Source organism: Microbacterium sufflavum, assembly GCF_023101165.1.
Taxonomy (GTDB): Bacteria; Actinomycetota; Actinomycetes; order Actinomycetales; family Microbacteriaceae; genus Microbacterium; species Microbacterium sufflavum.
In genome coordinates, this window is sequence record NZ_CP078076.1 from 2,826,234 (window position 1) to 2,848,835 (window position 22,602).

Genomic DNA, 22,602 nt, shown 5'->3' on the forward strand with positions numbered 1-22,602 from the left:
ATGGCCTCCGCTCCCCCCTCGGCTCCTTCCCGTCTCGACGAGTCGGACCGGCGGCGGATCGCTCGCCTCCCCCGTGGCGTCACGGCCGGTCTGATCCTCGCCGCGCTGTGGCTGCTCACCGGAGGTGCCGCGAGGCTCTGGGGCTCCGACATCATGGTCACCCGACTCCTCAGCTTCTTCGGCGTCGGTCCCGTTCAGGCCAACACCTGGGGCCTCCCGGCGGCATGGACGCCCGTCATGCTCGTGCTCGTGGCGGCGGTGCTTGCTTCGGTCACCTGGTTCGTGTCCGACCGCGTCGCTCCATCCGGTCGCGGCATCTGGGCTCTGTGGTTCGCCGCCGTCATCGCGGGGGCCGTGCTCGGGCTCGGGCTGGACGCGATCCGGGCGATCTCGTACCTGCAGGACTTCGGCCTGCGCGGACTCACCGTGGCCGTCGTGGAAAGCGCCCCCATGACGACGTACTGGGCGGTGATGAGCGGCTGGATCCCGGCCGTCCTCCTCGGCCGTCGTGACGGGCAGGCGGCTCCGCCGGTTCGAGCGCGCACCGCGCTGATCAGTGCGCTCGTCAGCGTCGCGCTGTTCGTCGTCGGCGGCGGGCTCGCCGACGACGCGCGACAGCAGGACATCATCCGCGAGAACGCCGCACAACAGGCGACGACGGACGACACCGGCGCGCTCATCGATCCGACCGCCGTCGGCGATCCCGTCGCCGAGACCGCTCCGGGCGTCGGTGCACCGACCCTCCAGACCGACGCCTGCACCGTTGACCGCGCCACGCTGCTCCTCGGTGCAGCGGACGGAGCCACAGGACACCGGGCCCAGGCGATCCACCTGGTCAACGTGAGCGAGCAGCCGTGCGTGATCGAGGGCTATCCGGACATCGCCTTCGCCGACCAGAACGGACACGCGCTCGACGTCGAGGTGGTTCCGGGATCGTCGTTCCTCGCCACGGACGACGGGAGCGCCACGATCACCGTTCCCCCGCAGGGACAGGCCACCGCGGTGCTCGGCTGGGACGCCAACGCGACCGCGGGGGCGCTCGTGGCACGGCAGCTCTACGCAGCTCGCCTTCCGGGGCTGGAGCGCGGTTCGTGGCCGGTCGAGCTCGACATCGTCGCGGGATCCACCGTCGAGGTCACGGCGTGGAAGCTCGACACGTCCGCCGGGGCAGCCCCGTAGCCGGTACGCTCCCTGTCTTCAGCGCAGCAGGTGCTGGACGGTCTCGAGGACGAGCTCCACGCTGACGCGCTCCGGGACCTCGGCGTCGCCCGCTTCGAACTCCGCCAGCTCGACACCGCGGACGCTCTCAGCCGGGAGCGAGGCGAACAGCGCGGCGATCTGGTGCGGGAGCAGCCCGTCGCCCACGCGGTACGCGGCGGGGATGTACCCGGGCTCGAGCACGTCCCAGTCCACGTGGATCCACACGGGTCGTCCGGCGACCAGCTCCCGGAGTCGCTCCGGGGTGCTCTCCCCCGGGCTGAGCACCGTGACGCCGTTGGCCGCCAGCAGCTCGGCCTCCGCAGGGTCGATGTCGCGCCCGCCCACCACGACCACCTGGCGCGGATCCACCCCGGCACCGTGACCGCTGTCCCAGAGCCCGCAGGCGGCCGCGAGCACCATGCCGCCGAGGTAGCCCGATCCGGTCGTGTCCGGTGTGTTGAAGTCGCCGTGCGCGTCGATCCACAGCACGACCGCATCGGGGTGATGCTCCGCGACGGCCGGGAGGGTGCCGAGGCTCGCGGCGCAGGTGTTCGTCACGAGCAGCGGGGTCGCGCCCGAGGAGATCGCGGTATCGACGGCGTGACGCAGGCCCGTGAGCGTCGTCGCCGCGGCCGGCAGCGCCTCGCTCCAGTCGTCCTGGCGTGAAGCGTCGGGAGTGCCCACCACCTGCGCGTCAGTGCCGAGGAGCGCGGACAGGGCGTCGGCCACGAGCCGGGCGCCCACCAGGGCCCCGTCGGTGCGGTCGGCCACACGGCCCTGGGACAGGATGAGCGAGAACGGGGAGGACATCCCCCCAGTCTCCCATCCTCGTCCGGCACGGCCGCGACGACTCAGCGGCGGCGGGGCGTCCAGCCGCCCGGCAGCGGCCCGTCGACGGTGGCGCGCGCGCGGTCGCCGGCGGCCGACCACCCCTGGGCCTCTTCCTCGCGATCGAAGCCGCCGCGAGCGACGCGGAAGCCCACGTCGTCATGGTGCATCCGGGGCGCTCCCCCGCGGCGGACGGACGCACGCACGCTCCACGCCTCGTCGGCGAACCCGCCCCCGCGGAAGACGCGATAGTCGTCGTACCGCGCAGGGTCGAGCAGGTCCCAGCACCACTCCCACACGTTGCCGAGCGTGTCGAACAGCCCGTGGAGGTTGGGCAGCTTCCCGCCGACGTCCTGCGGCGCGGAGACGTGATCAGCCGCTGTCCACGCCGCATCGGCGAGTGGTGCATAGTGCGGGCCCGCGGAACCGGCACGGCACGCGAACTCCCACTCCGCCTCGGTCGGCAACCGGTACCCGTCCGCCGTCGTGTCCCAGGTCACGTCCTCGCCGTCGAAGCGGTACACGGGGTCGAAGCCCTCCCACTCCGACGCCGCATTGCAGAAGTGCACGGCTCGCAGCCAGCTCACGTCGGCGGCCGGGCGGCGGGGATGTCGCACGGCGACGCCCAGCACGTCGGCCAGTTGCTCCTCCGTCACCGGGAAGACGCCGAGCAGGAACGGCTCCAGGGTTACCTGCCGCGTCGAACGCGTCCGTGCATCGTGCAGTGTGACCTCTCCGGCGGGAAGGCGCGTCAGCTCGATGTCGCTCACGCGGGCGTGCACTCGATCCAGGTCGGGTACTTCGCCGTGCGACCGTCACCCGAGGAGGTGCGGGTGACCCGGCGACGCACCCAGGGACCCACGAACTCGCGATAGTACGCGAGACCCGACGGGCCGAGACCCGGGCGGTCGAGTGGCGCCCACCAGGCCTCCGGGGGTTCGAAACCCAGTGCGTGGAGCACCCGCGCAGCCACCCGGTGATGTCCGGCGGCGTTCATGTGCAGGCGGTCCTCCGACCAGTACGGCGGCTTCGAGAGCTCGCGGTCCGGCCAGTTCAGGGCGCGGATCACATCAGGGCGATCCTCGATGCGGCGCAGCACGGCCTCCGACAGCAGGTCGCCCCGGCGTTGCACGAGCGACCCCATGGGCAGCTGGCCGCTCGGGTTCGCTCCGGAGAGCAGGATCATGGTGACGCCCTCCTCGTCGCAGCGCCGGAGCACGCGGCTGAACGCGTCGGCGATGTGCTCGGGATCGGCCCGCGGACGGAGCATGTCGTTACCGCCCCCGTTGAACGACAGATGGGTGGGGCGCAGCGCCAGCGCGGGCTCGAGCTGCTGCTCCACGATCGGCCAGGCGAGCTTGCCGCGGATCGCGAGGTTGGCGTACTGGATCGGGTGACCGGCAGCGTCGGCCCACCCCTGTGCCGCGATGTCCGCCCATCCGCGCTCGCGCCCGTCGGGCAGCACATCCCCCACGCCCTCCGTGAAGGAGTCGCCTATCGCCACGAATCGCACATCGGTCACGGACCCAGCCTATTGCCGTGCCCGGACAGCGGCGTCAGCGGTCGTCGAGGGCTGCACCGCGTCGATCCACGAGCCCCCACGACGCCCCCGCCGCGAGGAGGAAACAGGCGGCGAAGACGACGAACAGCACCGGCGCACCACCCGCGAGGAGCAGCACCGGGGCCGCGATCGGTGCCACGACCGAGGCGATGCGGCCGATGCCCGCGGCCCATCCGGCGCCCGTCCCCCGCAGCGAGGTCGGATAGATCTCCGGTGTCACCGCGTACAGTGCCCCCCAGGCGCCGAGGTTGAAGAACGACAGCGCCATACCGGTCGCGATGATCGCGGCCTCGGTGCTCGCGGTGCCGAAGAGCACGGCGGAGACGGCCGAGCCGAGGAGGAACACCGACAGCGTGACGCGGCGCCCCCACACCTCGATCAGCCACGCGGCCACCGCGTACCCCGGCAGTTGCGCGAGCGTGATGATGAGCGTGAAGCCGAACGACCGCACGAGGTCGAAACCCGCGTCGACGAGGATGCTCGGAATCCAGATGAACGCTCCGTAGTACGCGAAGTTCACGGACAGCCACACCAGCCACAGACAGAGCGTGCGCACGCGGAACTCCCGGTTCCACAGCGTCGCGAGCCTCGCCCCGGCCGTGGCGGCGATCGCCCGCGAGGCCGGCTCCTTGCGGATCGCGGGGGCCGCCGTCATCCCCGCCTCGGCCTCGAAGGCGGACACGATCCGGTCGGCCTCCGCGATCCTGCCGCGCGAGGCGAGCCAGCGCGGCGACTCCGGAAGGCCCCACCGCACGATGAGCGCATAGACGGCGGGGATCGCACCCACCGCGAACGCCCAGCGCCACCCGGACTCCGACGCCGGGATCACGAGGAAGCCGATCAGCGCGGAGGCGGTCCAGCCCACGGCCCAGAACGCTTCGAGGATCACGATCAGGCGTCCCCTGATGCGTGCCGGGGCGAACTCGCTGACGTACGTCGAGGCCACCGGAAGCTCGGCGCCCAGTCCGAGGCCGACGAAGAAGCGCAGCACCAGCAGGGCCGCCACTCCCCCGACGAGGGCGCTCGCTCCGGTGGCGACGCCGTACACGAGGAGCGTCAGGGCGAACACCTGACGACGGCCGAACCGGTCGGCGAGCAGTCCCCCGAGCGTCGCCCCCAGAGCCATGCCGACGAAGCCGATCGATGCGATGAGCCCCGCTTCGCCCTTCGACAGGTCCCACTGCTGCGTGAGCGCCGCGATGATGAACGAGATGAGACCGACGTCCATCGCGTCCAGCGCCCACCCCACCCCGGAGCCGGAGAGCACTCGCAGGTGCCGGCGCGTGAACGGAAGGACATCGAGGCGCTGGGCGAGCGAGGTGCGGCTCGGCAGGGCGGTGTTGGCCATGCCACTCATCGTAGAGGCGGGCGGGCGCGGTGCCCGCCCGCCCGCCGTCGTCAGTCGCGGTCGGCCAGCAAGCGCCGCACGCGCGGAATCACCTCGGTGCCGTACAGCTCGATGCTGCGCATCATCGCCTCGTGCGACAGGGTGCCGGTGGCGTACTTGAGGTCGAAGCGGCCGAGGCCGAGGGTCGTCACCGTGTCGGCGATCTTCGTCGCCACGCGATCGGGCGAACCGGCATAGAGCGCGCCCTCCGGCCCCACGTCGTTCTGGAAGCGCGCACGGCTGTACGGCGGCCATCCACGCTCGCGTCCGATGGTGTTGTTCATCGCCTCGAAGCCCGAGTACGCGGCGTCCCAGGCCTCGGCGTCCGTGTCGGCGATGTGTCCCGGCGAGTGCACCGCGACGGGGTGCGATGTCGTGCCGAACGAGGCGACGGAGCGGTGGTACAGGTCGACGAAGGGCCGGAACCGCGCGGCCGGTCCGCCGATGATCGCGAGCATCAATCCCAGACCATGGCGTGCCACGCGCACGACCGACTCCGGACTGCCGCCGACGCCGACCCACGTCCGCAGACCCTTCTCGGTCTTCGGGAAGACGTCGGCGTTCTCCAGCGATGCCCGCATGGTGCCCGACCAGGTCACCGGCTTCTCCTCCAGGAGGTGCACGAACAGGTCGAGCTTCTCCTCGAACAGCGTGTCGTAGTCGCGCAGGTCGTAGCCGAAGAGCGGGAACGACTCGATGAAGGAGCCGCGACCGAGCACGACCTCGGCGCGACCGTCGGACAGCGCGTCGAGCGTGGCGAACCGCTCGAACACCCGGACGGGATCATCGGAGGACAGCACGGTCACGGCGGTGCCGAGACGGATGCTCTTCGTCCGGCCCGCGATCGCCGCGAGCACCATCTCCGGAGACGACACCGCGAACTCGCGACGGTGGTGCTCCCCCACGCCGAAGAAGTCGACACCGACCGCATCCGCCAGTTCCGCCTGAGCGACGACATTGCGGATCGTCTGCGCGGCCGTCAGCAGCTCGCCGTCCTGGTCCCGTGTGATGTCCCCGAAGGTGTCCAGCCCGAATTCGATGTCCATGTCATGCCTCTCTATTCAGCTGAATGAACAGCGGACGCCGAAGGGGCATTCCCGTGGTCTCAGCGCGGAAGCAGAGCGCTGCGCAGCGTGTCGAGACCGACGCCGCCCAGGTCGAGTGCGCGCTTATGGAAGTCCTTGAAGGAGAACGCGTCGCCCTCCGCCTGCTCGACCGCGTCCCGCACCTGCTCCCAGATGCGCTGACCGACCTTGTAGGACGGCGCCTGCCCCGGCCAACCGAGGTAGCGGTTCACCTCGAACTGCACGAACTGGTCCGACATGTTCACGTTGCGGCGCAGGAAGTCGAGTGCATAATCCGCGTCCCAGACACCTTCGCCGTCGAGGCGGGGCTTGCCGAGGTGCACTCCGATGTCGAGCACCACCCGAGCGGCGCGCATGCGCTGTCCGTCGAGCATGCCGAGGCGGTCGGCGGGGTCGTCCAGATACCCGAGCTGCTCCATCAGACGCTCGGCGTACAGCGCCCAGCCCTCCGCATGACCGGACGTACCCGCCAGCAGCCGGCGCCAGGAGTTCAGCTCGGCGCGGTTGTACACGGCCTGGGCGATCTGCAGATGGTGACCGGGAACACCCTCGTGGTACACCGTCGTGAGCTCACGCCAGGTGTCGAACTCGGTCACGCCCTCGGGAACCGACCACCACATGCGACCGGGGCGGGAGAAGTCGTCCGTGGGAGCGGTGTAGTAGATCCCGCCCTCCTGCGTCGGGGCGATCATGCACTCGAGCGTGCGGATCGCCTCCGGGATGTCGAAGTGCGAGGCGCCGAGCTCCGCGACCGCGCGGTCGCTGGTCTCCTGCATCCACGCCTGCAGTGCCTCCGTGCCCACGAGCTTGCGTGCGGGATCGCCCTCGAGGTGAGCGACGGCCTCCTCGACCGATGCTCCCGGGAGGATCTCGTTCGCGATCGCCGTCTGCTCGGCGACCATCCGCGCGAGTTCCTCGCGGCCCCACTCGTACGTCTCGTCGAGGTCGATCGTCGCCCCGAGGAACCGACGCGAGTTGAGGGCGTAGAGCTCGCGTCCGACCGCATCCTGCTCCCCCGCCTCGGGGGCGAGCTCCTCGGCGAGGAAGCGGCGCAGTTCGCCGTAGGCCACGCGCGCGGCGGCGGAGTTGTCGGCGAGCGTGCGCGCGAGCGACGCGGGCAGCTGCCCCTCGTCCGGGTCGGCGTGCGCGACGAAGGCCGCGAAGAACCCGTCGTCGGCGATGTAGCGGTCGATCTGCGTCGCGACCTCTGCGACCTGGCGCCGTGCGGGCGTGACCCCCTCGGCGATCCCCGTGCGCAGCGTCTCGACGTACCCGCGCAGGGCACCCGGGACCGCCGCGAGACGGGTCGAGATGACCTCCCAGTCGTCGACCGTCGACGTCGGCATCAGGTCGAACACGGCGCGGACGTCCTGCGCCGCGGAGGCGATCACGTTGAGGTCGCGCAGATGCCACTTCGCGTCGTGCAGTTCGAGGTCCAGGCGCAGCTCGGCGCTCAGGTCGGTCTTCGTGACTTCGTCGATCGCGTCGACGGGTTCGAGCGCGGACAGCTTGTCGAGCGTCGCCCTGGTCGCCGCGGCGACCTCTTCGTGGCCTTCCGGGCTCAGGTCGCCGAATCGATCGTTGACCTCCGAACGACCGATGTAGGTGCCCAGGGTCGGGGCGAGCACGGCGATGGTGTCGACCCAGTCATCGGCGACCTTGTCGATGGCGGAGGGGGTGCGGGGTGCGGAAGTCATGGTTTCCAGCCTAATCCCCGACCCCTCGCCAGTGAGGTCAGTGCGCGGCCTCGTTCCAGTCTCGACCGCGACCGACCTGCACGTCGAGAGGGACCGAGAGCTGCGCGGCATCGCCCATGCGGGTGCGGACGATCTGCTCGACCCGATCCCACTCCCCCGACGCGACCTCCACCACGAGTTCATCGTGGATCTGGAGGAGCACCCGGGACGAGAGCTCCGCGGCCTGCAGGTCGTCGTGGATGTGGAACAGCGCGATCTTCATGATGTCCGCCGCACTGCCCTGGATCGGGGCGTTGAGCGCGGCACGCTCGGCGTTCTCGCGCAGCACCCGGTTCGGGCTCGCGAGGTCGGGGAACGGGCGGCGCCGACCGAAGATCGTCTCGGTGTAGCCGTCTTCCTTCGCCTTCATGACCGACGCGCGCAGGTAGTCGCGCACCGCGCCGAAGCGGGCGAAGTACTCGATCATGAGCTGCTTGGCCTCGGCCTGCTCGATGCGCAGCTGCTTCGACAGACCGAACGCCGACAGCCCGTAGACCAGACCGTACGACATGGCTTTGACCTTGGTGCGCATCGCCGGGGTGACATCGCCCGGCTCGACGCCGAACACCCGCGCACCCACGAACCGGTGCAGGTCTTCGCCGCTGTTGAACGCCTCGATGAGCCCCTCGTCGCCCGACAGGTGCGCCATGATGCGCATCTCGATCTGCGAGTAGTCCGCGGTCAGCAGCGTCTCGTACCCCTCGCCCACCTCGAACGCACTGCGGATCCGACGTGACTCCTCGGTGCGCACCGGGATGTTCTGCAGATTGGGGTCGGTGCTCGACAGTCGGCCGGTCTGGCTCCCCGTCTGCACGTACGTGGTGTGCACCCGATGGTCCGGTCCGATCGCCCCGTCCAGCGACTCGATGATCTGCCGCAGCTTGGTCGCCTCGCGGTGCTGCAGCAGCAGGCTCAGGAACGGGTGCGGGTGGGACTCCTGCAGATCGGCCAGCACCGCGGCGTCGGTCGAATAGCCCGTCTTGGTCTTGCGCGTCTTCGGCAGCTGCAGGTCTTCGAACAGCACCTCCTGCAGCTGCTTGGGCGAGCCGAGGTTGAACTCGCGCCCGACCACCGAGAACGCCTCCTGCGCGAGCACATCCGCTCGTGCCGCCAGCTCGCTCGAGAACGTGGACAGCACCTCGTGTGAGACGGCGACCCCCGCGAGCTCCATGTCGGCGAGGGTGAGCAGGGTCGGCAGCTCGATGTCGGTGAGCACGGCGGCGACCGGCTCCGGCAGGTCGCCGCGCAGCGCCTCGGCCACGCGCAGGACGAACCAGGCCTCCTGCGACGGTGTCGCCCCTTCGGTCTCGGGAACCAGCTGCGAGGGGTCGGCCTCGGGCAGCTTCTCTCCGAGGTAACGCTGCACCAGGTCGGACAGCGTCTTGTCGGGGAAGCTCGGGCGCAGGAGCCAGCCCGCGAGACTCGTGTCGTACGCCAGTCCGCCGAGCCGGATGCCGTGGCGCCGCAGCGCCTTCACCTGCGGCTTCGCGTCGTGCAGCACCTTCGGGGCAGAGGACTCGAGCCACTCGCGAAGAGCCGCGGCCGCGTCGTCGGACCAGTCGAGCTCGCGCAGCTCCGTCTCGGTGGCGGCCCCCAGGCGCACGGGAGCCCCCGCCGCGATCGTCACGCGCAGTGCCACATCGCTCTCCTGCGCGGCAGCCCACGAGGCGAGCTCGGCGCCGCTCACCTGCGCGGGAACGGGCATCTCGACCACGGCCGCCGGGTCGTCGGCCACCTCGCCCGCGCCCACCGCCTCGAACACCCGCGGCAGCAGCGTGCGGAACTCCAGGCGGGCGAAGATGTCGCGCACGGCCTGGGCGTCGATGGGCGTGACCGCGAGGTCTCCCGGGGCCACCGGCAGCTCGACGTCGGTCAGGAGACGGTTCAGCTTGCGGTTGCGACGCACGTCGTCGATGTGGTCGCGCAGGTTGCCGCCCACGACGCCCTTGATCTCGTCGGCGCGATCGAGGAGCTCGTCGAGAGAGCCGAACTGGGTGAGCCACTTGACCGCGGTCTTCTCCCCCACCTTCGGGACGCCGGGCAGGTTGTCACTGGTCTCGCCCACGAGCGCCGCGATGTCGGGGTACTGTTCCGGGCGGACGCCGTAGCGCTCCTGCACGGTCGTGGGGTCGTAGCGCTTGAGCTGGGACACGCCCTGCACGGACGGGTACAGCAGGGTGATGTCGTCGGTGACCAGCTGGATGGTGTCGCGGTCGCCCGACACCACGAGCACGTCGTAGCCCTGCGCGGCGCCCTGGGTCGACAGCGTGGCGAGGATGTCGTCGGCCTCGATGCCCTCCTGCGTCAGGACGGGGATGGACATGGCCGCGAGGCAGTCCTGCAGCAGCGGGATCTGGCCCTTGAACTCGGAGGGGGTCTCGGAGCGGGTGGCCTTGTACTCGGGGTACTCGTCGGTGCGGAACGAGTGCCGTGACGTGTCGAAGGCGATGGCGAGGTGCGTCGGCTGCTCGGCCTTGATGAGGTTCACCAGCATCGACAGGAAGCCGTAGATGGCGTTCGTGTGCTGGTTGTCCTTGGTCGTGAAGTTGTCGACCGGGAGGGCGAAGAAAGCGCGGTAGGCGAGCGAATGGCCGTCGACGACCATGAGGGTAGGCTTTGCGGAGTCCGTCACCCTGTCAGCCTAACGAGGAGCACGGACACCCGCAGAGGAGGATGCATGGGCGAGGTCGCGACCAGCGAAGGGCTCGAGTGGGCAGCCGCCCGCGGCATGGGCGCACTGGCCGAGAAGATGGGCATGGAGTTCGTGGAGTTCGGCGTCGACCGGTGCGTCGCGACCATGCCGGTCGCCGGCAACACCCAGCCCGTCGGCCTGATGCACGGCGGCGCGTATGTCGTGCTCGGCGAGTCCCTCGGCTCGATGGCGGCGAACCTCCACGCCGGAGAGGGGCGCCTCGCGGTCGGCGTCGACATCAACGCGACCCACACCCGCTCCGCGACCTCCGGGACCGTCACGGGGGTATGCACGCCGGTGCACCTCGGACGCAGCATCACGGTGCACGAGATCGTCGTCACGGATGATCAGGGCCGACGCTGCTCGACGATCCGCATCACCAACATGATCAAGGACGTTCCCGCGGTGCGCTGAGAGGCTCCTCCAGCAGAAGCTGGAACAGCAGGTGATCCTGCCACTCCCCCGCGATGCGCAGGTACTTCGGCGCGAGGCCGATGCGCTCGAAACCGCATCCCGCCAGCACGCGCTGCGAAGCCAGGTTGTGGAGCAGCGTGGCAGCCTGCAGCCGATGCAGGTGGAGCTCCGTCCTCGCGTGCTCCGCGACGAGGGTCACCGCACGCCCGGCCAGCCCGCGCCGCAGCCGTGAGGCGTCGATCCAGTAGCCGAGGTCCGCGCTCCAGAACGCGCCGCGGACGATCGAGTTCAGGTTGACGCGGCCGCGGATCGAACCATCATCCCCGACCACGACGAACCGCAGGCTCCGTCCCGCCTCGGCTTCCGCCAGGCACTGCGCGACGTGCCGCTCCTGCCACTCGTCGGTGAAGAAGGCGGCGTCGCGCTCGGGCTCCCACGGAGCCAGGTGTGCACGATTCGCGCGGTAGGCCGCGGCGATGCCGGGGCCGTCGCCCGCACGCACGGGCCGCAGCAGGTGCTCGGCGTCGAGGCGGAGCACCGGACCGGCTACTTCTTCGGGGCGAGCTGCTCGATGATGGCCTTCGCGACGTCCTGCATCGTGAGGCGGCGATCCATCGAGGCCTTCTGGATCCAGCGGAACGCCTCGGGCTCGCTCAGGCCCATCTTCTCGTTCAGCAGTCCCTTGGCGCGGTCGACCAGCTTGCGGGTCTCGAAGCGCTCGACCATGTCGGCGACCTCGGCCTCGAGCGTGATGATCTGCTCGTGACGCGCGAGCGCGATCTCGATGGCCGGAAGCAGGTCGTTCGGGGTGAACGGCTTGACGACGTACGCCAGGGCGCCCGCCTCGCTCGCCCGCTCCACGAGCTCCTTCTGGCTGAAGGCCGTCAGCAGCACGACCGGGGCGATGTTGCCCTTGTGCAGCTTCTCGGCCGCGCTGATGCCATCGAGCTGGGGCATCTTGACGTCCATGATGACCAGGTCGGGGCGCAACTCGGTCGCGAGGGCGACGGCCGTCTCCCCGTCACCGGCTTCGCCGACGACATCGAAGCCGTTGTCGCGAAGGATCTCGACGATGTCGAGACGGATCAGCGACTCGTCTTCGGCGACGACGACGCGTCGGGGTGCGGATGCCGTGGGCTGCTCAGCCTGTTCTTGCTCGGTCACGGACTCCATCCTACTGGAGAGGGCGCGGCGCTCGGCCGAAGCGCTCATCGGCGCCGGGTGATCGGCTCGCCCTGCGCTACAGTCGAAGACGCGACACACGGGCCGGCGTGGCGGAATGGCAGACGCGGAGCACTCAAAATGCTTTGTCCGAAAGGGCGTGTGGGTTCGAGTCCCACCGCCGGCACACGGTGCGCTATACATGCTCTATGCACAGCGGGGACGCACCGGCAGCTCATGCCCGGAGGTCGCATCGCACCGCGCGGGCCACTCTCGTCGTCCTGGCGGTCGCGCTCGTCATCCTGCTCCTGATCGCCGCAGAGGTGTTCAGGCGCACGAGCGCGGAGGAGGCGGAGCGCGCGAGCGATCCGGCCTTCGTCACCGCCCCGACCCCGCTGCCCTCCGGAGCCCCGGGCTCGCTCATCCGCTCCGAGGAGATCGACAGTGCTCCCGTCGGCACGAGAGCGTGGCGCGTGCTGTACCACTCCCGCGACCTGGCCGGTTCGGACATCGCCGTGTCCGGCCTGGTCGTCGTGCCCGAGGGGCCGGCGCCGGAGAACGGACGCACGGTCGTCTCCTGGGCGCACCCGACCACGGGAGCGGCGACGGCGTGCGCCCCGTCGCTCGCGCTCGATCCGTTCGAGCTCATCGCCGGGATGCACGAGCTGCTCGCCGAGGGATACGCCGTCGTGGCCACCGACTATCCGGGCCTCGGTGTGGAGGGCGCGTCGTCCTATCTGCTGGGCGTCCCGGAGGCGAACAGCGTGCTGGACATCGTGCGTGCGGCCGGCCGCCTCGACGGGGCGGGGACGAGCGCTCGCGTCGTGCTGTGGGGGCACTCCCAGGGCGGTCAGGCGGCGCTCTTCGCCGCCGAGCGCGCCGAGACGTACGCGCCCGAGCTGTCGGTGCGCGGGGTGGCGGTGGCGGCGCCGGCGGCCGATCTCAACGCCCTGATGACCGACGACATCGTCGACGTCTCCGGGATCACCATCGCCTCGTTCGCCATCGCCGCCTACCGGGATGCCTACGCCGAACGGTTCGGCGAGGAGGCCATCCTGTCGATCCTGACCCCGGAGGGCGCGGCTGCGACTCCCGACATGGCCGCGCTCTGCCTGCTGACCCACACCGAGGAGATCCACGCGATCGCCGAGCCCCTGGTCGGCTCCTACGTCACCGCCGATCCCGCCACGACCGAGCCCTGGCGGACGATGCTCGCCGAGAACAGCGCGGGCGGCCAGCCCATCACGGTCCCCGTGCTCGTCGGCCAGGGCGAGGCGGACGAGCTCGTGCGTCCCGCCGCGACCGACGGGTACGTCGCCCGCCTCTGCGCGGCGGGGACCGATGTCGCCTACCACCGGTTCCCGGCGGTCGACCACGGCTATGCGGCGTACGCGACCCTGCCCGAGCTCCTCCTGTGGCTCCCGACGCTGGACTCGCCACGGGAGCCCCACGATACCTGCGGGTGAGCGCTCAGGATTCCGCCAGTGCCGCGAGTTCGGCGAGCACCCGGGGGTGGGCGAGGATGCGGAAATGGCCGCCGGTGTCGAGCACGACGTTCTTCGCTCCCGGCAACGCGCTGCCCTCGGGGATGTGCGGGTCGAACTCCGCATAGACCGACACGATCCGGGCGTTGACCTGGACCTCGCGCGCGAGCGCCAGGATGGACGGGTCGTCCGGAGAGAAGGCGCGCAGCACCCGTCCCGGCATGCGCCGGGCGTACCGGGAACCTCCGAACGGCGTCGCGACCGCCAGCATCGCCCGGATGCGGTGCCCCTCCGGTCCGGTCATGGCGAGCTTGCCCGCCAGACCTCCCTTGCTGTGCGCGACGAGGATCACCCCGGTGAGGTCGCGCGCACGCAGATGCTCCGCGATCTGCTCCGCCTCGTCCGCGACCGGGAACCGGTTGCGCCGCAGCGCATCCACCACGTGGACCGGATGACCCCGCTGGTGCAGCGCGACGATGAGCGGCTCCAGGAACCGCCACGTCTCGTACACCCCGGCGAGCACCACGATCGGCACGCCATCGCCGTCGGTGAACGCCCTCGCGTCATCTCGTCCGAAGAAGGAGCGCACCTGCCAGAACCCCGCATACGCGTAGTCGGCGGCCCACCAGCCCAGCCGCCTCACGGCGCCGATGGCGCGCTCCGCTTCTCGTCCATGCTCCTCGACGTGGCAGCGTGCGGCCACGCACCGGCCGTGTGCGCCAGGATCGCCGACGCGACGGCGCGGGGCGCGGACTGCTGGGCCACGTGGTGGTGACCGGGGATCTCGACGAGACGCGAGACGCGGGCGCTGTCCCGCAGCCGGCGGCACCACGCGCGACCCGCGATCGGATCCGCTCCCCCGCGGATCACCAGGAGCGGCACGGTCAGCTCCGCCACCCGCTCCTGAAGCCGATAGCCGATCATGTGTCGCGCCTGCCGCAGATACCAACGCACGCCGCAGCGGAGGTAGTCGGTGAAGACGATCGTGTTGATCGCGGGTGTCTCCCCCACGGTGTCGATCGCGAGGGCACGCGCCTGTGCCGGAATCGTGCGCCACCGCTCGTCCACGACCGGGCCGATCGCGACCACGGCGCGCACGTACTCCGGGCGGTGCAGAGCAGCCTCCACGGTCCATTGCGCGCCCATCGAGTGTCCGACGAGCACCACGCGGTCATCGCCGAGCGTTCCGATCACCTCGGCCAGTGCGCTGCCCATCCGCTCCACCCCGACGTCGACGGAGGGCTTGGGCAGTCCGCCGAAACCCGGAAGATCCACCGACACCACACGGGTGTGCTCCGCGAGCGCATCGTGCAGGCGGGACAGGTAGCGGTGCGACATGCCGATGCCATGCACCAGCACCATCGTGGGGACGACGGATCCCGCCGGTCGCGGAGTCTCCCGAAGGCGGAACATCAACCCCGACGTGAGCACGAGGCGCGTACGAACGACCATGCGCCCACGCTATCCGCCCCGCCCGCGCGGTCGCAGAGGGTTGACGCGGGCCCGGGACATACGGAAGGGGCGGGGCCGTAGCCCCGCCCCTTCCGGACACCTCGTGCGTCAGACGCCGGCCTTGTAGATCGGCGCAGCACCACGCATCGCGTCGCCCACCTTGTGCACGCGGAGGTCGTTCGTCGAGCCCACGATCCCGGGAGGGGAACCGGAGATCACGACGACCTTGTCGCCCTCGACCGCCAGGCCGTTCTCGAGCAGGTACTCGTCGACCTGGTGGTACATCAGGTCGGTGTGCTGGACCATGTCGACCAGCGTGGAGCGCAGGCCCCACGTGAGCGCCATCCGACGACGGATCGCCGGCTCCGGGGTGAACGCCAGCATCGGGATGCGCGAGCGCAGACGCGACAGGCGGCGGGCGGAGTCGCCCGACTGGGTGAAGACGCAGAGGAACTTCGCGTCGACGAACTCCGCGACCTCGAGGGCGGCCAGCGTGATGGCACCACCCTGCGTGCGGGGCTTGGTCGTCAGCGGGAGGATCCGCTCCAGGCCGTGCTCCTCGGTGGACTCGATGATGCGGGCCATGGTCTCCACCACGACGACCGGGTAGTCGCCCACGCTGGTCTCGCCCGAGAGCATCACCGCGTCGGCGCCGTCGAGCACCGCGTTCGCGACGTCGGAGGTCTCCGCGCGCGTGGGCACCGGGCTGTTGATCATCGACTCGAGCATCTGCGTCGCCACGATCACCGGCTTCGCGTTGCGCCGGGCGAGCTCCACCGCGCGCTTCTGCACGATCGGCACGGCCTCCAGAGGCAGCTCGACACCTAGGTCGCCACGGGCGACCATGATGCCGTCGAACGCGTCGACGATCTCCTCCAGCGCATCGACCGCCTGCGGCTTCTCGATCTTGGCGATCACGGGGACGCGCACGCCCTCCTCCGCCATGATCTCGTGCACGCGCGACACGTCTTCCGCGTTGCGCACGAAGGACAGGGCGATGAGGTCGGCACCCGTGCGCAGACCCCAGCGCAGGTCGTCTTCGTCCTTCTCGCTCAGAGCGGGGACGTTCACGGCGACACCGGGCAGGTTGATGCCCTTGTTGTTCGACACGGCGCCGGCGACGACCACGCGCGTGGTGACGGTGACGCCGTCGGTCTCGACCACCTCGACGCGGACCTTGCCGTCGTCGATCAGCAGGAAGTCACCGGGCTTCACGTCCTGGGGCAGCCCCTTGAACGTGGTACCGCAGATCTCCTTGTTGCCGATGATGTCTTCGGTGGTGATCTTGAAGATGTCGCCCTTGGCGAGCTCGTACGGCCCGTCCTCGAAACGGCCGAGACGGATCTTCGGTCCCTGCAGGTCGACGAGGATCGCCACGGCGCGGCCGGAGTCCTCCGCCGCGCGACGCACGTTCGCGTAGTTGTTCTCGTGCACGGAGTAGTCGCCGTGGCTGAGGTTCAGACGTGCCACGTCCACACCCGCATCGATCAGTGCACGCACCGTCTCATACGTCGAGGTGGCCGGACCCAAAGTGGCGACGATTTTCGCGCGTCTCAAAGAACTCTCCAGGATAGAAGTGGGGGATGAACGTTCGGGCGACGGTGCCTGCCCCAGCCTACGCGGGCTGGAGACCGATCGCGACATCGCTCGGACGCACCGGCTCGGGCAGCACCGTGGTGCCCATGAGGTAGCGATCGACGTTCGCCGCCGCCGCACGACCCTCCGCGATGGCCCACACGATGAGCGACTGCCCGCGTCCGGCATCACCGGCCACGAACACGCCGGGCACCGACGACTCGTACGACGCGTCGCGGTGGAAGGAGCCGCGGTCGGTCACCTGCGGACGGGTGTCCTCCGTGTAGCCGTCCTGCTCCGGACCCGTGAAGCCCATCGCGATGAGCACGAGATCGGCGGGGATCTCCCGCTCGGTGCCGCTCTTGGGAACCCGGCGTCCGTCGATGTATTCGGTCTCGGCCACCCGCAGCGCGCGCACCTCGCCGACCTCGTTCGACAGGAACTCCACCGTGGAGGCGAGGAACACGCGCTCCCCGCCCTCCTCGTGCGCGGACGACACCTCGAACACGGTCGGCATCATCGGCCACGGCTGGTGGTCGGGGCGCGTGTCGCCGGGCTGCTTGCCGATCGCCAGGTTCGTCACGCTCAGCGCTCCCTGACGGTGCGCCGTGCCGATGCAGTCCGCACCGGTGTCGCCGCCGCCGATCACGATGACGTGCTTGCCCTCGGCCGTGATCTGCCCTGGGACCGCGTCGCCGGCGACCGCGTGGTTGGACTCCACGAGGTACTCCATCGCGAAGTGCACGCCGTCGAGGTCGCGCCCGGGGATGGGCAGGTCGCGGGGAACCGTGGCACCGGTCGCGATCACGACCGCGTCGTACCGCGCGCGGAGGTCGGCCCAGGAGATGTCCTTGCCGATCTCGACACCCGCACGGAACCGGGTCCCCTCCTCCTGCATCTGGCGCAGACGCGTCTCGAGCTGCGTCTTCTCCATCTTGAAGTCGGGGATGCCGTAGCGCAGCAGCCCGCCGATGCGATCGTCGCGCTCGAACACCGCGACCGTGTGCCCCGCGCGCGTCAGCTGCTGGGCGGCGGCGAGGCCCGCGGGCCCCGAGCCGACGACGGCCACCGTCTTGCCGGTGAGGCGCTGCGGCGGCTCGGGCTCGACCCAGCCCTTCGCGAAGGCCTCGTCGATGATGGAGACCTCGATCTGCTTGATCGTGACCGCCGGCTGGTTGATGCCCAGCACGCACGAGCTCTCGCAGGGCGCCGGGCACAGGCGACCGGTGAACTCCGGGAAGTTGTTCGTGGCGTGCAGGCGCTCGATCGCGGCCCGGCCCTCACCGCGCCACGTGAGGTCGTTCCACTCGGGGATGAGGTTGCCGAGCGGGCAGCCCGAGTGGCAGAACGGCACACCGCAGTCCATGCAGCGACCGGCCTGACGGCGCAGGACGGCCTTGTCGCCCGGCTCGTAGACCTCTTTCCAGTCCATGATGCGCACCGGCACCGGACGGCGAGCGGGAAGTTCCCGCTCGGTCACCTTCAGAAAGCCTTTGGGGTCAGCCACCGGTCACCTCCAGGATGCGGTTCCACACGATGTCGCCGTCGGGGTCGATCCCCTCGGCCAGAGCCTCCTCGCGCATGCTCCGCACGGCGGCGAAGTCACGGGGAAGCACCTTCACGAACTCCGCCGCGCGCGCGTCGAAGTCGTCCAGCAGCTCGGTCGCGCGCGGGGACGCCGTACGTTCGACGTGCTCGACGAGCAGTCCGCGCAGCACCTCCAGGTCGGCGCGGTCCAGCGGCTCCAGCCGCAGCTCTCCGCTGCCGAGCGACTGCGCGTTCACCTTCGCGGTGTCGAGAGCGTGCACATAGGCCACTCCCCCGGACATGCCGGCGCCGAAGTTGCGCCCGGTCGGCCCGAGGATCACCGCGAGCCCGCCGGTCATGTACTCCAGGGCGTGGTCGCCCACGCCTTCGACGACCGCGGTCGCCCCGGAGTTGCGCACCAGGAACCGCTCGCCGACGACACCGGAGATGAACATCGTGCCCGAGGTCGCGCCGTAGCCGATCACGTTGCCCGCGATCACATTCTCGTGCGGTGCGATCGACGCCCCGCGCGGCGGACGGATCGTGATGTCTCCGCCCGAGAGGCCCTTGCCGACGTAGTCGTTCGCGTCGCCCTCGAGGCGGAGGATGATGCCCGGCGGGAGGAACGCGCCGAGCGACTGCCCCGCAGTCCCTGTGAGGGTGACGTCGATCGTCTCCTTCGGCAGCCCGGTAGCACCGTGCCGCGACGTCACCTGATGGCCGAGCATCGTGCCCACCGCGCGCTCCGTGTTGGCGATCGGCAGCTCCACCACGACGGGCTCGCCGTTGAGCAGCGCCCCCTTCGCGATGTCGATGAGCTGCACGTCGAAGTGCTTGTCGAGCTCGTGGTCCTGCGCGCGACCGCTGCGGCGCGGCTCGCCGGCCGGGAACGCCGGGCCCTCCAGCACGGGGCTCAGGTCGAGACCCTCGGCCTTCCAGTGCTCGACGGCCACATTCGTCTCCAGGAGCTCGGTGCGTCCGACGATCTCGTCGATCGAGCGGTAGCCCAGCTCGGCGAGGAGCTCGCGCACCTCTTCCGCGATGAACTCCATGAAGTTGACGACGAACTCGGGCTTGCCCGTGAACCGATCGCGCAGCACCGGGTTCTGCGTGGCGACGCCGACCGGGCAGGTGTCCAGGTGGCAGACGCGCATCATGATGCAGCCGCTCACCACGAGCGGAGCCGTCGCGAAGCCGAACTCCTCCGCGCCGAGCAGCGCGCCGATCACGACGTCGCGCCCGGTCTTGAGCTGGCCATCGACCTGCACCACCACGCGGTCGCGCATGCCGTTGAGCATCAGCGTCTGCTGCGTCTCGGCGAGCCCCAGCTCCCAGGGGGTACCCGCGTGCTTGAGGGAGTTCAGCGGGCTCGCACCCGTGCCGCCGTCATGGCCGGACACCAGGATGACGTCGCTCAGCGCCTTCGCCACACCCGCCGACACCGCACCGATACCGGACTGGCTCACCAGCTTCGTGTGGATGCGCGCCTCGGGGTTCGCGCGCTTCAGGTCGAAGATGAGCTGCTTGAGGTCTTCGATCGAGTAGATGTCGTGGTGCGGCGGCGGCGAGATGAGCCCGACGCCGGCGGTGGCGTGACGCGTGCGCGCGACCCACGGGTACACCTTCGTGGGCGGCAGCTGACCGCCCTCGCCGGGCTTCGCGCCCTGGGCGAGCTTGATCTGGATGTCGTCCGCCTCGGTGAGGTACAGGCTCGTGACGCCGAAGCGGCCGGAGGCCACCTGCTTGATCGCACTGCGCCGCTCGGGGTCGACCAGACGGTCGGGGTCCTCGCCGCCCTCACCGGTGTTCGACTTGCCGCCGATCCGGTTCATCGCGATCGCCAGGGTCTCGTGCGCCTCCTTGGAGATGGAGCCGTAGCTCATCGCCCCGGTCGAGAAGCGCTTCACGATCGCGGACACCGGCTCGACCTCGTCGAGCGGGACCGGCTTGCGGGTGCCGGTGCGCAGCGTGAAGAGTCCGCGGAGGGTCTTGAGCTCGGCGGCCTGCTCGTCCACGAGCTTCGTGTACTCGCGGAAGATGTCGTACCGCCGCGTCCGGGTGGAGTGCTGCAGCTTGAACACCGTCTCCGGGTTGAACAGGTGCGGGGAGCCGTCGCGACGCCACTGGTACTCGCCGCCCGTCCACAGGCGCTCGTGCGCGCGGGCTGCGGCATCCTCGGGGTACGCGTAGTCGTGCCGCGCCTGGTTCTCTGCGAAGATCTCCTCGATCCCGATGCCGCCCAGCTTCGACTCCGTGCGGGTGAAGTAGGCGTCGATGAACTCCTGGCTGAGACCGACGGCCTCGAACACCTGGGCGCCGGCGTACGACGACACGGTGGAGATGCCCATCTTGGACATGATCTTCAGCACGCCCTTGCCGAGCGCGTAGATCAGGTTCTTGACCGCCTTCTCGGGCGTGATGCCGGTGATGTAGCCGGTGCGGACGAGGTGCTCGACCGTCTCCATCGCCAGGTACGGGTTGATCGCCGACGCGCCGTAGCCGATCAGCGTCGCGACGTGGTGCACCTCGCGCACGTCTCCGGCCTCGACGATCAGGCCCACCTTCATGCGGTTCTCGCGCCGGATGAGGTGGTGGTGGATCGCCGACACCATGAGCAGCGACGGGATGGGCGTGAGGTCCTTGTTGGAGTCGCGGTCGGACAGGATGAGGAACTCCGCGCCGTCCGCGATGGCCTGGTCGACCTCGGCGCACATCTCCGTCAGGCGCTCGGCGAGCGAGTGCGGGCCGGAGTCGAAGTGGTACAGGCCGCGGATCGTCGCGCTCGACCGGCCGGGCAGCGCCTTGTCGATGTGGCGGATCTTCGCCAGTTCGTCGTTGTCGATCACGGGGAAGTCGAGCGACACCGTGCGGGTGTGCTCCGGACCCCAGCTGAGCAGGTTCGACTCGGGACCGAGGCCGAGCTTGAGGCTCGTGACGACCTCTTCCCTGATCGAGTCCAGCGGCGGGTTCGTGACCTGGGCGAACTGCTGCGTGAAGTAGTCGAACAGCAGTCGCGGTCGCTTGCTGAGCACCGCGATCGGGGTGTCCGAGCCCATGGCACCGAGCGGCTCGACGCCGGTCTGGCCCATGGGGGTCAGCAGGATGCGCACTTCTTCCTCGGTGTACCCGAAGGTGCGCTGGCGGCGGGTGATCGACGCCGGCGGGTGCACGATGTGCTCGCGCTCGGGCAGGTCGGCCAGGCGCACGGCCCCCGCGTCGAGCCACTCCTGCCACGGGTGCAGCGTCGCAAGCTCCTGCTTGATCTCGCGATCTTCGACGATGCGGCGCTGTGCCGTGTCGACGAGGAACATCTTGCCGGGCTGCAGACGCCCGCGGCGCTTGATGCGCTCGGGCTCGAAGTGCAGCACGCCCGTCTCCGAGCCGATCACGACCAGTCCGTCGGTGGTCTCGGTCCAGCGCCCCGGGCGCAGTCCGTTGCGGTCGAGCGTCGCGCCGACCAGCGTGCCGTCGGTGAAGATGAGCGCGGCCGGGCCGTCCCACGGCTCCATCTGGTTGGAGTGGTACTCGTAGAACGCGCGCAGCTCCGGCGTGATGTCGGCCTGCTTCTCGTACGCCTCCGGCACCATCATCATGATCGCGTGCGGCAGGCTGCGACCGGTCAGGGTGAGCAGCTCGAGCACCTCGTCGAACGAGGCCGAGTCGCTCGCGCCGTCGGTGCAGATGGGCAGCAGCGGTGAGATGTCGCCGAGCAGCTCGGATTCGAGCTGCGACTGGCGGGCGCGCATCCAGTTGCGGTTGCCGCCGACCGTGTTGATCTCGCCGTTGTGCGCCAGCATGCGCAGCGGCTGCGCGAGCGGCCACGACGGGAATGTGTTGGTGGAGTAGCGGGAGTGCACGACCGCGAGCTCGGACGCGAACCGCTCATCCTGCAGGTCGGGGTAGAACGGCTCCAGCTGCAGCGTGGTGACCATGCCCTTGTAGCCGAGGGTGCGGCTGGACAGCGACACGAAGTAGGCGCCGAGCTCGTGGCCGGCCCGCTTGCGCAGGCGGTAGGCGACGCGGTCGAGGGCGATACCGGTGAGCGGCGCGTCGGCGTGCGTGGCCCCGCCGGCGCTCACGAAGAGCTGCTCGAACGCGGGGCGGGCCTCGTCGGCGAGCTTGCCGAGGTTCTCGTTCGCGGTGGGGACCTCACGCCACCCGAGGACGCGGAGGCCCTCGGCGCGCGCGATCTTCTCGATGCCGGCCTTCTGCTGGCGGCGCTCGCTCGAGTCGCGAGGCAGGAACGCGAGTCCTGCGGCGTACTCCCCCACGGGCGGCAGTTCGAAGCCGGTGACCGCGCGGAGGAAGGCGTCTGGCATCTGCGTGAGGATGCCGGCCCCGTCTCCCGTGCCCGCGTCGGACCCGATGGCCCCGCGGTGCTCCAGGTTGCGCAGGGCCTCGAGGGCCAGCGCGATGATGTCGTGCCCGGCTTCGCCGCGCAGCGTTGCGACCATGGCCAGGCCGCAGGCGTCCTTCTCGAACGCCGGGTTGTACATGCCC

17 protein-coding genes and 1 tRNA gene are annotated in these 22,602 nt (G+C 70.2%); 4 read left to right on the forward strand and 14 right to left on the reverse strand.

Annotated elements, in window-relative coordinates; translation table 11 throughout:
- Nucleotides 1–1,179, forward strand: coding sequence for a DUF4232 domain-containing protein (locus KV394_RS13720; RefSeq protein ID WP_247981674.1), 1,179 nt, complete (start codon nucleotides 1–3; stop codon nucleotides 1,177–1,179).
- A gap of 18 nt (nucleotides 1,180–1,197) precedes the next feature.
- On the opposite strand, the gene KV394_RS13725 is transcribed toward KV394_RS13720, so the two are convergent.
- From KV394_RS13725 to polA, 7 genes are read right to left on the reverse strand one after another with little or no spacing between them, the layout of a single operon-like run.
- Nucleotides 1,198–2,010 (reverse strand): arginase family protein, encoded by an 813-nt coding sequence (locus KV394_RS13725; protein ID WP_136045223.1) that lies wholly within the window; start codon nucleotides 2,008–2,010, stop codon nucleotides 1,198–1,200.
- A 41-nt stretch (nucleotides 2,011–2,051) separates the two neighbouring features.
- Nucleotides 2,052–2,798, reverse strand: coding sequence for a formylglycine-generating enzyme family protein (locus KV394_RS13730; RefSeq protein ID WP_247981675.1), 747 nt, complete (start codon nucleotides 2,796–2,798; stop codon nucleotides 2,052–2,054).
- The gene (locus tag KV394_RS13735) at nucleotides 2,795–3,541 is read right to left on the reverse strand and encodes an SGNH/GDSL hydrolase family protein (protein ID WP_136037408.1); all 747 of its coding nucleotides are present in this window, start codon (nucleotides 3,539–3,541) and stop codon (nucleotides 2,795–2,797) included. The genes KV394_RS13730 and KV394_RS13735 overlap by 4 nt, the downstream gene beginning before the upstream one ends.
- Nucleotides 3,542–3,584: 43 nt before the next feature.
- A complete protein-coding gene (locus KV394_RS13740; protein WP_247981676.1) occupies nucleotides 3,585–4,937 on the reverse strand; it encodes an MFS transporter in 1,353 nt (450 codons plus the stop codon).
- A gap of 50 nt (nucleotides 4,938–4,987) precedes the next feature.
- Nucleotides 4,988–6,022: an LLM class flavin-dependent oxidoreductase gene (locus KV394_RS13745; protein ID WP_241115011.1), complete on the reverse strand. Its 1,035-nt coding sequence runs from the start codon at nucleotides 6,020–6,022 to the stop codon at nucleotides 4,988–4,990.
- Between the two features lie 59 nt (nucleotides 6,023–6,081).
- Nucleotides 6,082–7,758 carry a DUF885 domain-containing protein gene (locus KV394_RS13750; protein WP_136032400.1) on the reverse strand — a complete coding sequence of 559 codons (1,677 nt, stop codon included), beginning with the start codon at nucleotides 7,756–7,758 and terminating at the stop codon, nucleotides 6,082–6,084.
- Between the two features lie 37 nt (nucleotides 7,759–7,795).
- Nucleotides 7,796–10,429, reverse strand: coding sequence for a DNA polymerase I (gene polA, locus KV394_RS13755; RefSeq protein WP_247981677.1), 2,634 nt, complete (start codon nucleotides 10,427–10,429; stop codon nucleotides 7,796–7,798).
- A gap of 45 nt (nucleotides 10,430–10,474) precedes the next feature.
- Here polA and KV394_RS13760 point away from each other — a divergent pair, with 45 nt between their 5' ends.
- Nucleotides 10,475–10,903, forward strand: coding sequence for a hotdog fold thioesterase (locus tag KV394_RS13760; protein WP_136044694.1), 429 nt, complete (start codon nucleotides 10,475–10,477; stop codon nucleotides 10,901–10,903).
- Here KV394_RS13760 and KV394_RS13765 read toward each other — a convergent pair.
- Together KV394_RS13765 and KV394_RS13770 are read right to left on the reverse strand one after the other, a co-directional pair.
- Complete coding sequence (locus tag KV394_RS13765; RefSeq protein ID WP_136032404.1) at nucleotides 10,878–11,441, reverse strand: GNAT family N-acetyltransferase; 564 nt, start codon at nucleotides 11,439–11,441, stop codon at nucleotides 10,878–10,880. The genes KV394_RS13760 and KV394_RS13765 overlap by 26 nt on opposite strands.
- Nucleotides 11,442–11,449: 8 nt before the next feature.
- Nucleotides 11,450–12,076 (reverse strand): ANTAR domain-containing response regulator, encoded by a 627-nt coding sequence (locus KV394_RS13770; RefSeq protein ID WP_206253382.1) that lies wholly within the window; start codon nucleotides 12,074–12,076, stop codon nucleotides 11,450–11,452.
- A gap of 92 nt (nucleotides 12,077–12,168) precedes the next feature.
- Between KV394_RS13770 and KV394_RS13775 the strand changes: the two genes are divergently transcribed.
- Both KV394_RS13775 and KV394_RS13780 read left to right on the forward strand, forming a co-directional pair.
- Nucleotides 12,169–12,251, forward strand: a tRNA-Leu gene (locus KV394_RS13775).
- Between the two features lie 22 nt (nucleotides 12,252–12,273).
- A complete protein-coding gene (locus KV394_RS13780) occupies nucleotides 12,274–13,530 on the forward strand; it encodes an alpha/beta fold hydrolase (RefSeq protein WP_247981678.1) in 1,257 nt (418 codons plus the stop codon).
- A gap of 4 nt (nucleotides 13,531–13,534) precedes the next feature.
- On the opposite strand, the gene KV394_RS13785 is transcribed toward KV394_RS13780, so the two are convergent.
- The 5 genes from KV394_RS13785 to gltB form a co-directional block, all read right to left on the reverse strand.
- A complete protein-coding gene (locus tag KV394_RS13785) occupies nucleotides 13,535–14,191 on the reverse strand; it encodes an esterase/lipase family protein (protein ID WP_247981679.1) in 657 nt (218 codons plus the stop codon).
- Nucleotides 14,188–15,000, reverse strand: coding sequence for an alpha/beta fold hydrolase (locus tag KV394_RS13790; RefSeq protein WP_247981680.1), 813 nt, complete (start codon nucleotides 14,998–15,000; stop codon nucleotides 14,188–14,190). The genes KV394_RS13785 and KV394_RS13790 overlap by 4 nt, the downstream gene beginning before the upstream one ends.
- 108 nt (nucleotides 15,001–15,108) lie before the next feature.
- Nucleotides 15,109–16,557, reverse strand: coding sequence for a pyruvate kinase (pyk, locus tag KV394_RS13795; RefSeq protein WP_136032411.1), 1,449 nt, complete (start codon nucleotides 16,555–16,557; stop codon nucleotides 15,109–15,111).
- 58 nt (nucleotides 16,558–16,615) lie between these two features.
- On the reverse strand, nucleotides 16,616–18,082 hold the full coding sequence (locus KV394_RS13800; protein WP_136032414.1) for a glutamate synthase subunit beta: 1,467 nt from the start codon (nucleotides 18,080–18,082) through the stop codon (nucleotides 16,616–16,618).
- Nucleotides 18,075–22,598 carry a glutamate synthase large subunit gene (gltB, locus tag KV394_RS13805; protein ID WP_247982872.1) on the reverse strand — a complete coding sequence of 1,508 codons (4,524 nt, stop codon included), beginning with the start codon at nucleotides 22,596–22,598 and terminating at the stop codon, nucleotides 18,075–18,077. Before gltB ends, KV394_RS13800 begins: the two co-directional genes overlap by 8 nt.
- Between the last annotated feature and the right edge of the window lie 4 nt (nucleotides 22,599–22,602).